The organism is Streptomyces diastatochromogenes (assembly GCF_002242805.1).
Classification (GTDB): Bacteria; Actinomycetota; Actinomycetes; order Streptomycetales; family Streptomycetaceae; genus Streptomyces; species Streptomyces diastatochromogenes.
Window position 1 is genome coordinate 1 of record NZ_MCGQ01000045.1, and the last position, 14,594, is coordinate 14,594.

General features: G+C 73.4%; 12 protein-coding genes. 9 read left to right on the top strand and 3 right to left on the bottom strand.

Annotated elements, in window-relative coordinates:
- Positions 1–115: 115 nt before the first annotated feature.
- The 4 genes from BEK98_RS39030 to BEK98_RS39045 all read left to right on the top strand — a co-directional run bounded on the left by BEK98_RS39030 (position 116) and on the right by BEK98_RS39045 (position 2,465).
- Positions 116–1,084, top strand: a complete 969-nt coding sequence (locus BEK98_RS39030; RefSeq protein WP_094221516.1) for a threo-3-hydroxy-L-aspartate ammonia-lyase — start codon at positions 116–118, stop codon at positions 1,082–1,084.
- 78 nt (positions 1,085–1,162) lie between these two features.
- Positions 1,163–1,897 (top strand): DUF1345 domain-containing protein, encoded by a 735-nt coding sequence (locus BEK98_RS39035; RefSeq protein ID WP_094221517.1) that lies wholly within the window; start codon positions 1,163–1,165, stop codon positions 1,895–1,897.
- Positions 1,898–1,960: 63 nt separating this feature from the next.
- The gene (locus BEK98_RS39040) at positions 1,961–2,251 is read left to right on the top strand and encodes a DUF6400 family protein (RefSeq protein WP_094221518.1); all 291 of its coding nucleotides are present in this window, start codon (positions 1,961–1,963) and stop codon (positions 2,249–2,251) included.
- On the top strand, positions 2,238–2,465 hold the full coding sequence (locus BEK98_RS39045) for a hypothetical protein (protein ID WP_094221519.1): 228 nt from the start codon (positions 2,238–2,240) through the stop codon (positions 2,463–2,465). Before BEK98_RS39040 ends, BEK98_RS39045 begins: the two co-directional genes overlap by 14 nt.
- Before the next feature lie 6 nt (positions 2,466–2,471).
- Here the strand turns inward: BEK98_RS39045 and BEK98_RS39050 are convergent, their stop codons facing one another.
- Entirely contained in the window at positions 2,472–3,308 is an 837-nt protein-coding gene (locus BEK98_RS39050; RefSeq protein WP_167444360.1) for a maleylpyruvate isomerase family mycothiol-dependent enzyme, read from the bottom strand.
- 89 nt (positions 3,309–3,397) lie between these two features.
- Positions 3,398–3,976 (bottom strand): AMIN-like domain-containing (lipo)protein, encoded by a 579-nt coding sequence (locus BEK98_RS39055; protein ID WP_094221520.1) that lies wholly within the window; start codon positions 3,974–3,976, stop codon positions 3,398–3,400.
- A gap of 168 nt (positions 3,977–4,144) precedes the next feature.
- Between BEK98_RS39055 and BEK98_RS39060 the strand changes: the two genes are divergently transcribed.
- The 5 genes from BEK98_RS39060 to BEK98_RS39080 all read left to right on the top strand — a co-directional run bounded on the left by BEK98_RS39060 (position 4,145) and on the right by BEK98_RS39080 (position 13,276).
- The gene (locus BEK98_RS39060) at positions 4,145–6,973 is read left to right on the top strand and encodes an AfsR/SARP family transcriptional regulator (RefSeq protein WP_094221521.1); all 2,829 of its coding nucleotides are present in this window, start codon (positions 4,145–4,147) and stop codon (positions 6,971–6,973) included.
- Between the two features lie 64 nt (positions 6,974–7,037).
- Positions 7,038–8,852 carry an AfsR/SARP family transcriptional regulator gene (locus tag BEK98_RS39065; protein ID WP_094221522.1) on the top strand — a complete coding sequence of 605 codons (1,815 nt, stop codon included), beginning with the start codon at positions 7,038–7,040 and terminating at the stop codon, positions 8,850–8,852.
- Between the two features lie 110 nt (positions 8,853–8,962).
- Positions 8,963–9,886, top strand: a complete 924-nt coding sequence (locus tag BEK98_RS39070) for a helix-turn-helix domain-containing protein (protein WP_094221523.1) — start codon at positions 8,963–8,965, stop codon at positions 9,884–9,886.
- Positions 9,887–10,041: 155 nt separating this feature from the next.
- Positions 10,042–11,013, top strand: a complete 972-nt coding sequence (locus BEK98_RS39075) for an alpha/beta hydrolase (protein ID WP_094221524.1) — start codon at positions 10,042–10,044, stop codon at positions 11,011–11,013.
- 202 nt (positions 11,014–11,215) lie between these two features.
- On the top strand, positions 11,216–13,276 hold the full coding sequence (locus BEK98_RS39080; RefSeq protein WP_244202174.1) for a serine/threonine-protein kinase: 2,061 nt from the start codon (positions 11,216–11,218) through the stop codon (positions 13,274–13,276).
- A 33-nt stretch (positions 13,277–13,309) separates the two neighbouring features.
- On the opposite strand, the gene BEK98_RS39085 is transcribed toward BEK98_RS39080, so the two are convergent.
- Complete coding sequence (locus BEK98_RS39085; RefSeq protein WP_094221526.1) at positions 13,310–14,500, bottom strand: sensor histidine kinase; 1,191 nt, start codon at positions 14,498–14,500, stop codon at positions 13,310–13,312.
- Between the last annotated feature and the right edge of the window lie 94 nt (positions 14,501–14,594).

Genomic DNA, 14,594 nt, shown 5'->3' on the forward strand with positions numbered 1-14,594 from the left:
TCCTGCCCCCCGAGGCTCCCACCCACCAAAGCTCCCGCCCTGGTGGCTCCCGCCCACCGAGGCTCCCGCCCACCTCCTTACTCCTGCCGCAAGGCTCCGACAGCAAGGACACGCCATGGCCGCCGCTTCGCCCGTAACGTTCGACGACGTCCGTGACGCCGACGCACGCCTCAAGGGCATCGCCCACCGCACCCCCGTCCTCACCTCGCGCACGCTCGACGCCCTCGTCGGCGCCGAGGTGTTCATCAAGTGCGAGAACTTCCAGCGGATCGGCGCCTTCAAGATCCGCGGCGCCTACAACGCGGCCGCCCAGCTCTCTCCCGAGCAGCTGGCCAAGGGCATCGCCGCCTACTCCTCCGGCAACCACGCCCAGGCCACCGCCCTGGCCGCCCGCGAACTGGGCACCAGCGCCGTGATCCTGATGCCCGAGGACGCCCCCCGCTCCAAGATGGCGGCCACCGCCGGCTACGGGGCGGAGATCGTGACGTACGACCGCTACACCCAGGACCGCACCGCCCTCGGCGAGGCCCTGGCCGAGGACCGCGGCCTGGCCCTGATCCCGCCCTACGACCACCCGCACGTCATCGCCGGCCAGGGCACGGCCGCCCTCGAACTCCTGGAGGACACCGGAGAACTCGACGCACTCGTCGTGCCCGTCGGCGGGGGCGGCCTCATCGCCGGGAGCGCCACCACCGCCAAGGCGCTGCACCCCGGCATCCGCATGATCGGCGTCGAGCCCGAAGCGGGCGACGACACCAAGCGCTCCCTGGAGAGCGGCGAGCGCGTCACCATTCCCGTGCCCCGCACCATCGCCGACGGCCAGGCGATCTCCACCCCCGGCGAGATCACCTTCGACATCAACCGGCGCCTGGTCGACGCCGTCACCCTGGTCAGCGACGAGGAGATCGTCCACGCCATGAGGTTCGCCTTCGAACGCCTGAAGATCGTCCTGGAGCCCAGCGGCGCCACGGGCCTGGCAGCCCTCCTGTCCGGACGCGTCGACGATCTCCCGCGGCGGATCGGTGTCATCGCCTCGGGCGGCAACATCGACACCGAGCGGTTCACCGCGCTCATCAGCGGCTGAGGCGGAGGTCGGAGCCGGTACGCCGGGTGGTGGGCACCCCCTCCGCCGGGCGGCCCGCCGACCGGGACAATCTTGGCCATGACCGAAGAGACGGGCGACGCCGAGAACCGCTTGGCCAGGATCGAGCGCATGCTGGCGAGCCGCGAACGTGATCTGGTCCCCGCGTGGCAGCGGGCGACGCGCGGGGAGCCGCGCTGGGCGGTGACCGCCGCGATCCTGGTGGCGGTCGCCCTGCAGCTGATGCTGCCGCACAGGCTCGCGCTCCAGCCGTTCTGGGCACTGCCCGTACTGGAGCTGGTGCTGCTGGCCGGCCTGATCGCCGCCAACCCCCGGCGGGTCGAGCCCCGTACACGTCGGCTGCGCTGGCTGGGCCTGGGCCTGATCTGTGTCATCAGCCTGGCCAACGGCCTGGCGGCCATCCGGCTCGTGGCGGACCTGGTGAGCGGCACCGCGGGGGCGGACGCGGTGCCGCTGCTGCTCACCGGCGGCGGCATCTGGCTGACCAACGTCATCGTGTTCGCCCTGTGGTACTGGGAGTGGGACCGCGGCGGCCCGATGGCACGCGCCCTCGGCCGGCAGCAGCACGTCGACTTCCTCTTCGTACAGATGCAGAGCCCGGAGACCGCCCCGCCGGACTGGGAGCCGGCGTTCCTGGACTACCTGTACCTGTCCTTCACCAACTCCACCGCGTTCAGCCCGACCGACGTGATGCCCCTGTCACGGTGGGCGAAGATGCTGATGATGCTGCAGTCCTCGGTCTCCCTGGTGACCGTGGTCCTGGTGGTCGCGCGGGCCGTGAACATCCTGAAGTGACCTGCTGTGACTTCTCCCACCTGCTCTTGCCCTGGTGGGAGAGGGTTACCTACGTTCGGTCGTATGTCCTCCTTTGACCCCATCCTTCCCGGCGAGCCGGACGAGCCTGCCGCAGAGAGCACCTCCGCGCCCGTCGACTTCGTGGTCGACCTGACCGCGCACGAGATGCTCCGGCGCACGCACGCCCTGGCCGCTCTGGGGCCCGACTGGGACCCCGTCGCGGCGCTGCGCGGTGAGGAGGAGGCGTACGACCTGCTGTACTCCGGCCTCGACGCGGAGCAGCAGCGCATCTACGACGAGCTGCTCGCGGCCGGTGTGCTCCCCAGGCGCGGGGGCGGCGATGCTGCCGCTTGACCCGCAGGCCGACATCGGGCGCCGTGCCTGGGTGGACTGCCCGAACTGCGACGACCGCCGGCAGTGCGCCACCTGCGAGCAGGGGCGCGCGTGCCACGCCCACTGGCGCTACCTGCTCTCCACCACCGGCAGCCTGCTCCACCTGCAGTGCCCGTCCTGCACCCACGTCTGGACCCACGAAACCAACTTCGGCGCCACCCGGTCCCAGGGGTGAGACCGCTCAGGGCGCGGTGAACAGGGTCGGGAAGCGGGGGGCCAGCCAGGGCTTGGCTCCCCAGGCGAGCACCTGCCCCCGGGCGATGGCACGCCAAGGATTGAGCCGTCCCAGCGCGATCAGGAGGAACGCGGTGGGCTCGATGAGGATGGTGCAGTCCGAGCGGTCCGGCGGCGGCCCCGGTGTCACCGTCGCGGCGCCGTCGGCCAGGGACACGCCGAACGCCTCGCCCCCGCGGAGCCGGACCGTGTAGCGGGCCGTGAGACCGGCGGTGGCCGCGGTGTTCGTGACGCGCGGCATGACCGAGAGCATGAACGGCATACAGAGGCCCACGCGCGGGCCGTCGAGCATGTGCGGGCGGTCCAGGGCGCGCGCGAGATCGTATCCGTGGCCCAGCATGTGCGTGAGCAGGTAGGACGCGAGAACGCCGCGGTCCATGGTGCCCATCGGCGTGGTCGGGGTACGGCCCGCGGTGCCCGTCCGCGCCACGGCGTCCAGGAATACCTCGGCCTGCTCCGCGATCATCGTCGCCAGTGGCTCGGCCCGGCGCTCCCTGAAGCCGGCGAGGGACTCGGCGTTCGCCGCGGCCAGGCTCTGCGGGGTGCCGTCCCCGTACGGGCGCTCACGTCCGGAGGCGAGGTCGGCCATCAGCTCGTTGGCCAGGGCCAGATGGGCGGCCGCCTCGCCGACGCTCCACTCCGATCCCGGTACGGGAACCGCCGTGTCGGGCACACCCCGCAACAGCGCGGCGATGTCCTCGGCGGTCCCGCGTATCGCCTGCCCGAGGTCCTCGGGCAGCGGCCCCCCGATGTCCTGCCGTTCCGTCACCTGCACGCCGCCCACCCCTCCCGCCTGCCACGCCCCGAGCGCACGGGGCGCCGCGTACCCAATCAGACTCGGGAACGCGGGGCAAGCCCGCGGGCGGCGCCTGATCAGCGGCTGCCCGTCCAGTTGTGGGCCACGTCGATCACCACACGGTCGGGCAGCTGGATCACCCGGAAGGGCAGCCGGGCCCGGACCCCGAGACCGATCTGCGTCTCACCCTCGAAACTGCCGGCGAACCGGGTGTCCCGGAAGGTGCGGTAACCGCTGACGTTCACGCCCGGAAGGGTGTGCCCCACCCGTCCCGGATACGTCGGTGTGCCCGTCTCCGGGTCGTAACTCGGCGCGCCGATATGGACGTCGAGGATGGCCCCGCCGCCGACCGGGATGTAGCGGCCGCTGGCGGTCTGGTGGAGCCGGTGGACGTACCTGACGGAGAAGCCGATGGACCGGCCGCCGCCGGGCACGTCGAAGACCATGCGGTCGAAGCAGGCGTGCCGACCGGTCCTGATGTCGTCCAGCGGCACGGCCCCGGCGGTCGGACCGCCCTTCGCGCCGCTGCCCCAGCCGGTCGGACAGGCCGTCGCCCGTGCGGTGGCCGCCGGTGCGGCGCCCGCCGTGCTCGACGCCGTCGCCAGCCCGGTGCCCGCCAGAACGAGCGCCGCTATCACTGCCCCAATTCTTCGCATGATGTCCCCCTTGGTCGAGTCATGCTGTTATCAGGTGAGACACGCAGGTATGGCGAAAGGTTGCACGCTGAGTGCACGGAGTTTAAGGGGTCTCGCGGTGCAGTAACTCTCGGTTGCTGATCTTGTGACGTACAGTCGAGGCCGGGGAGGCAGACCGGAGGGGGTGTCATGCCGGACGAGTCGGCCGTGCGGTTCGCGGTGCTGGGGCCGGTGCGGGTCTGGCGCGGGGAGGGCGAGCTGGATCTCGGGGGACCTCAGGAACGGGCGCTGCTGTCCCTTCTGTTGCTCAGGGCAGGTCAGCCCGTCCCCGTACCCGAGATCGTCGAGGCGCTGTGGGGACCGCACCCGCCGCGTACCGCCCTCAACGTCGTCCGCCGTCATGTCGGCTCCCTGCGCCGCCTGTTGGAGCCGGGGCTGCCCGCGCGGGCGTCGGGCCGCCGCCTGGTACGCGGCGCGGGCGGCTACCGGCTGGTCACCGACGGCGACGCCCTGGACCTCGTACGGTTCCGCGGGCTGCGGGACGAAGCCCGGCGGGCCGCCGCCGAGGGCTCGCCCGCACGGGCCGTGGATCTGCTCGCCGAAGCGCTGTCGTTGTGGAACGGACCGGTGGCGTCCGGGATCTCCCCGGACGTGCGCGACCGCCTGGCGGTCGGCGGGCCGCAGCGCGAGCGCCTCGCCGCCGTGCGCGAGGCGGCCGGCGCGGCGCTGCGGGCCGGTGTACCGGGCCGGATGCTGCCGCAACTCCGGGACGCCGTCGCCGAGCACCCGCTGGACGAGCCCCTGCTGGCCCGGCTGGTCCTCGCCCTCGCGGCCACCGGCCGCCGCGCCGAGGCACTGAGCACCTACCGGACCGCGTGCGCCCGCCTCGCCGACGAGCTGGGCATCGATCCCGGACCCGAACTACGGGACGCGCTGCACGAGGCGACCGGTCCGGGTGCCGACACACCGCCCCGGGAATCCCTGGGCCCGCGCACCGCCGTACCCGCCCAACTGCCCCACGACCTGCCGACGTTCACCGGTCGGCACGCCGAACTGGCGGAGGTCCTCGGTCCGCTCGCCGACGACGCGGAGCAGGCCGAGACGGTGCTGATCTCCGCGCTCGGCGGCATGGCGGGCGTGGGCAAGACCGCGCTCGCCGTCCACTGGGCCCACCGGGTCGCCGACCGCTATCCGGACGGGCAGCTCTACGCCGACCTGCGCGGCTTCGCCCCGTCCGGGTCGGTCACCGACCCGGGGGAGGCCCTGCGCGGCTTCCTCGACGCGCTGGGTGTGCCGCCGGAGCGCATCCCGCAGGGCCTGGACGCCCAGGCCGCGCTCTACCGCAGCGTGTTGTCCGGACGGCGGGTGCTCGTCCTGCTCGACAACGCGCGTGACGCGGAGCAGGTACGGCCGCTGCTGCCCGGCGCGCCCGGCTGCCTCACGGTGGTCACCAGCCGGGACGAACTCACCGGCCTGGTGGCCGCGCACGGCGCCCGCTCCCTGACCCTGCGGCCGTTCGACACCGGCCAGGCACGGGCGTTCCTCGCCGGCCGGCTGGGCACGGCGCGGATCGCCGCCGAACCCGCGGCGGTGGACGAGATCATCACCCGATGCGCCGGACTGCCCCTCGCCCTCTCCTGCGTGGCCGCCCGGGCCGCCCTGCGCCCCCACTTCCCGCTGGCGGCCGTCGCCGCCGAACTGCGCGAGGCCCACGGCAGCCTCGACGCCTTCACCCGGCCCGACACCTCGGCTGACGTCGCCACGGTGTTCTCCTGGTCCGCGCATGCCGTGTCGGCCGAAGCCGCCCGGCTCTTCCGGCTCCTCGCCCTGCACCCCGGCCCGGACGCCTCCCCGGCCACCGCGGCCGCGCTCGCCGGACTGCCGCTCCGTCAGGTGCGTCCCCTGCTCGCCGAACTCTGCGGCGTCCACCTCGTCAACGAACCCGCACCCGGCCGCCACGCCTTCCACGACCTGCTCCGCGCGCACGCCACCGAACTCCTCCAGACCCACCACGGCGAGGCCGAGCGGCAGGAGGCGGTCGACAGGCTGTTCGCGCACTACCTGCACCGCGCCCATGCGGCCGGTGCGGTACTCGACCCCGGTGGAGATCTCCCGCCCCTGCCGGAAGGCACGCACACCGAACCGTTCGCCGACGACAACCAGGCCCTGGCCTGGCTCGGTGCCGAGTACGGGGCGCTGCCCGCCGTCATCCAGGAGGCGGCGGCCTCCGGTCGCGACCGGCTCGCGTGTCTGCTGGCCTGGTCCCTGGAGCCGTACTTCGAACGGCGCGGCCACTGGCACGACGGGCTGACCGCCCAGCGCACCGCGCTCGACGCCGCGCTGCGGCTCGCCGACCCCGCCCTTGAGGCACGCGCCCGGCGGGGTCTCGGCCGGGCGGCGGGCAGACTGGGCCTGCACGACGAGGCCCGCGCCCACCTCGACCGGGCCCTGGAGCTGTTCACCGGTCTCGGTGACGTCGTCGGCCGAGCGGGAACCCACCGCAGCCTGGGCTGGACGAGCGAGCAGCAGGGCGACCTGGCCGGAGCCCTGCGGCACAACCGGCTCGCCCTCGACCTGTTCCGTACCGCGGGCCACCGGCCGGCGCAGGCCAGCGTCCTCAACTCCGTCGGCTGGTACCACGTCCTGCTCGGCGAGCACCGGCAGGCGCTCACGCACTGCTTCGAGGCCCTGACCCTGCTCCAGGACCTGGGCGACCGCTACGGCCAGGCCGCGACCTGGGACAGCATCGCCTACGCCTACCACCACCTCGGCCGCCACCCGCACGCCCTGCTCGGCTACCGCAACGCGCTGACCCTGTACCGCGCGCTCGGGGTGCCGTACCCGGAGGCCGACACGCTCACCCGCATCGGCGAGACCCATCTGGCCACCGGCGACAGCGACAGCGCCCGGGCCGCCTGGGAACAGGCCCTCACGCTCCTCACCGCACTCGGCCATCCCGACGCCGACCGGGTCCGGGCCCGACTCTTCGGACGGGACGAGCGGGTCGGCGCGGTGTGAGCGGCGGACACACGCACGACGCGGCGGCGGTCGGTGGCCGTGCCGGACGGGACTTGGTGAAGTGATGCGGTTCGACGTGCTCGGATCCCTGCGGGTGGTGCGCGGGGAGACCGAGCTGGATCTCGGCTTCCCCCAGCAACGGGCCCTGCTCGGGCTGCTGCTGGTGCACACGGGCCGGTCCGTGCGAATGACCGAGATCGTCGACGTGCTCTGGCCCGGGCAGCCGCCTGCCAGCGCCCGGAACGTGGTGCGCCGCTACGTCGGTGCGCTGCGCAGGCTGCTGGAACCGGAGCTGCCGCCGCGCGCGCCCGGACGGCGCCTGCTGAGCCGTACCGGAGGCTATCTGCTGGAGGCGGACACCGACGAGGTCGACCTGCTGTGCTTCCGCGACCTCACCCGACAGGGCATGCGGGCCGCCGCCACCGCACGGCCGGAAGAGGCGGTACGACACTTCGCCGACGCCCTCGCCCTGTGGCGCGGTCCGGTGGCGACGGGCATACCCGCGGCCACGCGCGCGCACCTCCATTTCGCGGCCGTGGAGCGGGAATTCGTGCGCACCGCGCAGATGGCGGCGGACGCCGCGCTGCTGTGCGGCAGGTCGGAGCAGGTGCTCCCCGCCCTGCGTAGAGCCGCCGTACGCGAACCGCTCGACGAGGCGCTGCACGCCCGACTGGTCCTGTCGCTGGCGGCCTGCGGACTGCAGGCCGAGGCGTTGACCGCGTACGAGGACGTCCGGCGCGACCTGGCCGCGCAGCTCGGCGTCCCACCCGGTCCCGAACTGGGCGCGGCCCACGCACGCGTCCTGCGCCAGGAAGTGCGGCCCGCCGGGCGGGACACGTCCCCGGTGTGGCCGCGGCCTCCGGAACCCTTCGTCCGGCCCGCCCAGTTGCCGCCCGACCTCGCCGTCTTCACGGGCCGTAGCGCCGAGCTGAAGACGCTGAGCGCCCTCGCCGACGCCACGGCGACCACCGGCCACGTGCCCTCGACCGTCCTGATCAGCGGAATGCCGGGCGTCGGCAAGACCGCCCTCGCGGTCCACTGGGCGCACCGCGCCGCCGACCGTTTCCCGGACGGCCAACTCCACGTGGACCTGGGCGGCTTCGACCCACGCCGGTCCGCCCTGGAACCCGCCGAGGCGCTACGGCAGCTCCTCGCCGCCCTCGGAGTGCCCGCGCAGCGGATGCCGCAGGGCGTAGACGCGCTCGCCGGCCTCTACCGCGGCCTGCTGGCGGGCCGCCGCCTTCTCGTCCTCCTGGACGGTGCCGCCGGCACCGAGCAGCTCCGTCCCCTGCTGCCCGCCTCGCCCGGCTGCCTGACGGTGGTCACGAGCCGCAACGCACTGCCCGACCTGATCGCTACCGGCGCTCACCCGCTGCGCCTGGACCTGCCGTCCGCAGCGGACGCTCGTGCGGCCCTGGCCCGGCGGATCGGCTCCGCGCGCGTGACCGCCGAACCCGGGGCGGTCGAGGAGATCGTCGCGCGGTGCGGGCGGCTGCCGTTGGCCCTCGCCGTCGTCGCCGCGCGCGCCACCAGCCGCAGAGACTTCCCGCTGGCCGCCCTCGCCGCCGAACTCCGCGCCTGGCACGGCAGCCTCGACGCCCTCTCGTCCGCCAAGGGGACAGCCGACGTCCGCACCGCGTTCGACTGCTCCTACCGCACCCTGTCGGCGCGAAGCGCCCGGCTGTTCCGGCTGCTTCCACAGCACACCGGCCCCTTCGTCACGGCCGGTGCCGCCGCGGCACTCGCCGACCTGCCGGTGCGCGAGGCCCGGGCGCTCCTGGGCGAGCTGGCCGAGGCGCACCTCGTCACCGAAGCCGTGCCCGGCCGCTACGCCCTGCACGACCTGCTGCGCGCCTTCGCCACCGAACTCACCGCGTAGCCTCCCTCACTTCCTTGTCACTCTTTTTGCACATCCCCCGACCTACGCTCCCGGCGAAGTGGCCGACCGGATCGCCGCTTCACATGACGACAGAGCGGAGGCGACAGCTGATGACGGCGATGACCGGCATCGGGGCGAGCGACGGACACCCGGGCTCGCCACGATCGGGCCGCGTGTGGCGGCGGGCCATGGGACTGGACATCCTCATCACGGACCCGGCCCCCGCCGTGCTGCCCCGCGAACGCTCGCCGTACGGGCAACCGGACCTCGCCGCAGAGCCCCGCAGGTGGACCGCCCGGGACAGCGGCGAGTACCTCTTCGTGGGCGTGCGGGGCGGCGGGCCGCTGTTACTGCAGGAACCCTCCCAGGACGGCGTGCTCGGCCCGGGCGACATCTGCTTCTACGACCTGCACCGCCCGCCCTCGCTGCACCTCCCCGAACGATGCCGTACGAAGACGTTCCTGCTCTCGCGCGAACAACTGGGGCTCGCGGACCGGGACCTGCACCGGATCACCAGGGTGCCCGTGCGCCGCGACTCCCGGATGGGCTCGCTCCTCTCGCCGTTCCTGTCCGACCTCGCCGACACCGCCGTGGTGTCGCGGGCCGCGGTCGGTGAGATGCTCGCCTGGAACGCCGCGAACCTGCTCACCACCCTCGCCACGGAGCACCTGCGGGAAAACGGGCGGGCGGCCGTCGGCGACCAGCCGTCCCTGGTGTGCCGGATCCTCAGGTTCATCGACCTGAACCTGGGCGACGTGGATTTGTCTCCCGAGCGGATCGCCCGAGCCCACCACATCTCCGTGCGCTACCTGCACAAGCTCTTCGCGGACCAGGGGACCACGGTCGGCCGGCGGATCCTGCTGCGCCGGCTGGAGGAGTGCCGGCGCGAACTCGCGGACCGTTCCCGCGGGACCCTGACCATCGCCGCGGTGGCGGGCCGCTGGGGCTTCGCCAGCGCCACACACTTCAGCCGTGTCTTCCGGGCCACGTACGGGACGACCCCGCGCGAGTGGCGGGACTCCGCGGACCGGTAGACGGCATTCGTGCACTGTCGGCACACGGACCGTTCGCTCACGGGCAACTGACCTCCGCTCAGCGGTTTTACGGTGGCGCTCAGCGGTGCCGGAGTACTCAGCGGATCCCGCCGGAGGATCCGGATCCGGCGCCCCCTGAAATCCGAGGAGATTCGATGTCCGATGCCGTAGCACCGGTCCAGCCGGTCCTGGAGCCCGCCGCCGCCGAGTTCGCGCGGGCGACCGCCAATCCGCCGTACCTGTTCGACCTCGCCCCGGCGGAGGGCCGCAAGGCGGTCGACGAGGTGCAGTCCGGCGACATCGGGAAGCCGGCCGTCGACGAGGAGTGGATCACCGTCTCGGGCGGCCCCACGGGCAGCGTCCGGGCCCGGATCGTCAAGCCCGCCGGAGCCACCGGCACCCTCCCGGTGATCGTCTACATCCACGGCGCCGGCTGGGTCTTCGGCAACGCCCACACCCACGACCGCCTGGTGCGCGAACTCGCCGTCGGCGCCGACGCGGCCGTCGTCTTCCCCGAGTACGACCTGTCGCCCGAGGCCCGCTACCCGGTCGCCATCGAGCAGAACTACGCCGTCGCCCGCTGGGTCGTGGAGCAGGGCGCGGCCAAGGGCCTGGACGGCTCCCGGCTGGCCGTGGCCGGTGACTCCGTCGGCGGCAACATGACCGCCGCCCTCACCCTGATGGCCAAGGAGCGCGGCGGCCTCCCGCTGGTCCAGCAGGTGCTGTTCTACCCGGTCACGGACGCGAACTTCGACACCGGCTCCTACCACCAGTTCGCCACCGGCTACTTCCTGCGCCGCGACGGCATGCAGTGGTTCTGGGACCAGTACACGACCGACGAGGCCGAGCGCGCGCAGATCACCGCCTCCCCGCTGCGCGCCACCACGGAGCAGCTCAAGGATCTGCCCCCGGCCCTGGTCGTCACCGCCGAGGCGGACGTCCTGCGGGACGAGGGCGAGGCCTACGCCAACAAGCTGCGCGAGGCCGGGGTACCCGTCACCGCGGTGCGCTTCCAGGGCGTCATCCACGACTTCGTCATGCTCGACGCCCTGCGCGGCACCCACGCCGCCGAGGCCGCCATCACCCTGGCCGCCCGCACCCTGCACGCGGCCCTGCACACCGCCTGAAGCCGGACGGGTCGCCCTTCCGGCCGTGCGAGAGGGCGAGCCCGTAAGCAGTTTGATGGTGCGTCAGACACGGTGAGTGTCGCTGTGAGTCTATGACCTCTCGCCCCCCCCCGAGACGCGTGCCGACTTCAACCATCTGCGTGATATACACGTTCTCCATATCTTCCGCACGGTCTGTTGGCATGCTCCTGGGGGGAGTTCCGTGAGCACTACTGGCGCGGGCGGGCGGGTTCAGCCTGCCCACCCGGGGGACCCCGCCCGCATCGGCCCGTACCGGATCATCGGCCGTCTCGGCTCCGGTGGCATGGGCACGGTCCACGCCGGCCTCACCGTCGACGGACTCAGGGTCGCGGTCAAGGTGATCCACCCCGCGCAGGCCCAGGACCCGGAGTTCCGGGCCAGGTTCCGCCGCGAGGTGCACCTCTCCGCCCGGGTGCAGGGCCCCTGCCTCGTGCCTCTGCTCGCCGCCGACCCCGAGGCCGACGCGCCCTGGCTGGCGACCGCCTACGCGCCCGGCCCCACCCTCAACCGGCACCTGGCCGAGCACGGCCCGCTCACCGGCGGCACCCTGTACGCCTTCGCGACCGGTACCGCCCAGGCACTGGCGGCCATTCACGCGGCCGGCGTGGTCCACCGGGACGTGAAGCCGCAGAACGTCATCCTCACGCCCGCCGGGCCCCGCGCGCTGGACTTCGGCATCGCCCACGCCGCCGACGGCACCAGCGTGACCCGGACCGGCGTCCTGACCGGTACCCCCGGCTGGATCAGCCCCGAGTACTACCGCGACGGCACGGCCGGACCCGAGGGCGACCTGTTCGCCTGGGGTGCGCTGGTGGCCTACGCCGCGACCGGCCGTCTCCCGTTCGGCGGCGGCGCGCCGGACGCGGTCGCGTTCCGCGTCATGTCGGGGGAACCCGATCTGGACGGCGTTCCGCGGGAGTTGCGGGAGATCGTGACGACGGCGCTCGCGAAGGAGCCCGCCGACCGGAGGCCCGCCGTCGCGGCGGCGGAGCAGTGCGCACGGCTGCTCGCCGCACAGACCACCCAGGTCGTCGGCGGCGAGGTGCATCTGGGACCCGCCCGTGCCGGCGACCCGGTCATGGCCCAGTGGGACCTGCCCACCCTGGACGATCCCCGCTGGCACGCCCCAGCGACACCGTCCTCCCGCAAGCGGACCATCACGACCGTCCTCGTCGCCGCAGCCGTGGCCGGCGGCCTCGCGGGCGCCGCCATCGCCTTCCCGCGCGGGGGCAGCGACCACGCCGGAAGGTCCGACCAGTCCACGGCCACCGCGTCCCCGGCCGCGCACGAGGACAGCACCGCACGTCACACCGGATCCGCCGCGCCCGACGGGACGACGCGGGCGCCGGAGCCGGCGGCCGATCCGCGGAGGGCGACCGTCCCGACCGACCCCCTTGCGGGAGTGCCCGACCCGGCCTTCACCCGTGCCGGGGACGAGACCCAGCCAGGCGACGACGAGTGGAGAGCCAGCACCGTAGCGGGCAGCGCGGCCGAGCAGGACGTGGCGAGGGCGGTCCGGGACGACGTGACGGCCATGCTCGCCACCAAGGACATGGCCTTCATGGAACCCACGGTCACGTTCAACAAGCGTGCGCAGACGCTGATGGTGACCGGCGGCCCGATCTCCCAGCTTCCCGACGAACAGCAGGAAGTGTTCCGCAGGAGCGGGGAGATGGCGGCCTGCACCGCCCTGGCCCGCAGGCTCGGGGACGACCCCACCGCCTGGCCCTACGGCCGCTACTCGGTCTTCTGGAAGGACTCCGACACCGACCCCGAGCCGAACATCCTCGGCTTCGGCGAGGCCACCGACGGGTGCTACCACCAGACCGCCGGGCAGTGGCAGGGCGACGAGTCCGGCATGGCGACCGCGCAGATACCGAGCAGCGACCGGGCGGAGATCCGCGTCGCCGACGCCACCGACAAGGCCATCACCGCGGCCTGGAAGGTCAGGGTCGCCGAGGGGAACGGGGTGGATCCCGCGGCCGCTGACAACGACATCAGCCTCGGCTTCGATCCCGTCGAGAAGGCCGCGTACGTGTGGATGAACGACCCCGACGGCACACTGATCGGCCGTGCCCAACGGGACAACTTCCAGGACGTCGTCACCACCACCGCGTGCCGGAGGCTGGTCTCCGAGTACAGCCGTAACAAGGCCTGGAAGTACACCCGTTGGTCCATCGCCGTGTTCGAGGGCAACGCCCGCTTCCCCGAGCTCACGGGCTCGGGCGACTGCATGCGGTAGCGGGCCGGAGCGGCAGGGCGCCGTCCCCGGCGATCACCACACGCACGGCAGCCGCACCTCGATCACGGTTGGCCCCCCAGCCGGACTGGACACCTGCACGCTGCCGTCCAGCGCGGCGACCCGCCGGCGGACGCCCAGCAGGCCCGTGCCCCCGCTCTCGTCCGCCCCGCCCGTGCCGTCGTCCCGCACGACCGCACGCAGCCCGGAGCGCAGGCGTTCCAGCCGTACGGCCGCCCGCCGGCTGCCGCCGTGCTTGGCGGCGTTGGTCAGTGCCTCGGCGACCGCGAAGTACGCGGCGGCCTCGACGGCGGCCGGGGGCCGCGGGCCCTCCTCCAGACCACCCGCGACCTCCACGGTCACCTCGAGCCCTCCCCCACTCTCGGCTCCGCTCGAGCGGGGGGACCCCCACCTCGCCGCCAGGGCCCGTACGGCCCCGGCCAGGCCGCGGTCGGTGAGGATCGGCGGATGGATGCCGCGCACCACCTGGCGCAGCTCGGTGAGCGCCTCCTCGGCCTGGTCCTGTGCCTCGGCCAGCAGCCTGCGCGCCATCTGCGGATCGCGGTCGTACGCGCGCCGTGCCAGCCCGATCCGCATGGACAGCGCCACCAGGCGGGCCTGGGCGCCGTCGTGCAGATCGCGTTCGATGCGGCGCAGTTCGGCCTCGTGCGCCGAGATCGCATCCGCTCTGGTCGCGGCCAGCTCCTCGACGCGGGCGGCGAGCAGTGCCTGGGGCGAAGGCCGCAACAGGGCCGTCGACCAGGCGGCCTCCAGGTCGGCGAGCCGAGTGATCAGCGGCAGTACGACCGGCGTGCGGCGCAGCAGCCCGCACCACACCCCGTCGACGACCAGACCCAGCGGCCACAGCGGCAGCGCCAGGAAGACCAGTGCGCCGTAGACGTACGAGGCGATCATCCAGCGCAGGTCGATACGGGTACCGGGATCAAGGACCGCGGTGCGCAGGCGCTGACGCAGCGGACCGGTGAGGGCCTGGTACGCCTCCGGGATCCGCCGTCCCGTCCAGGCGGCGGTCATGTGCCGCTTGGCCCCGGCGATCCGACGGATCAGCATCACCGTCTCGGGCAGCATCCAGGCCCCGACCACGGCGAGCGTGGCGACGGCCGTGATGAGCAGCACGGTGATGAAGAGATACAGACCGAAGACCAGGACCGCGGCAAGGACCAGGTGAACCGTGGCACGCCCGGCCTGCCGCAACGCTTTACCCATACGGCAACGCTAGGCGATCCGACGCGAACGGCCGGGAGAGCGGACTCCACCTTCGTGGTGCAGCCCGCTACACCATCGCCTCGCTCACGCCCAG